Annotated in this window: 1 protein-coding gene; it reads right to left on the reverse strand. The window is 64.9% G+C overall.

What is annotated here, in order from left to right; all coding sequences use genetic code 11:
- Nucleotides 1–24 precede the first annotated feature (24 nt).
- On the reverse strand, nucleotides 25–693 hold the full coding sequence (locus ABWU19_RS14985) for a response regulator transcription factor (protein WP_435902426.1): 669 nt from the start codon (nucleotides 691–693) through the stop codon (nucleotides 25–27).
- Between the last annotated feature and the right edge of the window lie 25 nt (nucleotides 694–718).

The following is a 718-nucleotide window of genomic DNA, read 5'->3' on the forward strand; positions in this document are numbered from 1 at the left end:
ACAAGGCAAGCCGCAGGGTAAGGCTCATGGTTGAAGCAAGCGGTATCCAAAGCCCCGGATGGTTTCCAGCATGAAGGAGCAGGGCCCTAAGCGGGCCCGCAGGTTCTTCACGTGGGCGTCCACGGTACGTTCGTCGGCCTCGGTGCCCAACCCCGCCCGCAGCTCCTCCCGGGTGAGGGCCCTTCCCGCCTGGGTAGCAAGGAGGTAGAGGAGGCGCACCTGGGTGGGGGTCAGGGTAAGGTTTTGCCCTTGGCATCGGACGCGAAGGGCCTCCAGGTCTACCTCCAATGGTCCCACCCGCACATGGCTGGGCGGGCGCACCAGACCCTGGGTCCTGCGGAGCACCGCTTTGACCCGGGCCACCACCTCGCGGGGACTGAAGGGCTTGACCACGTAGTCATCCGCACCCAGCTCGAGGCCCAGGAGGCGATCTACCTCTTCAGCCTTGGCGGTGATAACGATGATGGGGGTGCGGTCTTCCTGCCGGATGCGTTTGAGAACCTCGAGACCATCCAGCTTCGGGAGCATGAGGTCTAGGAGGATCAGGTGGGGCCGGGTGCGCCGCCAAAGTTCCAAAGCCCTTTCCCCATTCCCCGCCCGCTCGGTCTGGAAGCCATTGGCCCGCAGGTAGCGCTCGAGGGTATCGGCAATCTGGGGCTCATCCTCCACCACCAGTACCAGCTCGCCGGGCATGGCCCTAGTTTACCGAAAAGCCGCC

Origin of the sequence: Meiothermus cerbereus (assembly GCF_051297115.1) — a bacterium.
Taxonomy (GTDB): domain Bacteria; phylum Deinococcota; class Deinococci; order Deinococcales; family Thermaceae; genus Meiothermus; species Meiothermus cerbereus_A.

Bases quoted from the DNA above. Each gene is read 5' to 3' on its own strand.
- ABWU19_RS14985 (WP_435902426.1), bottom strand. From the start codon at position 693: ATGCCCGGCGAGCTGGTACTGGTGGTGGAGGATGAGCCCCAGATTGCC.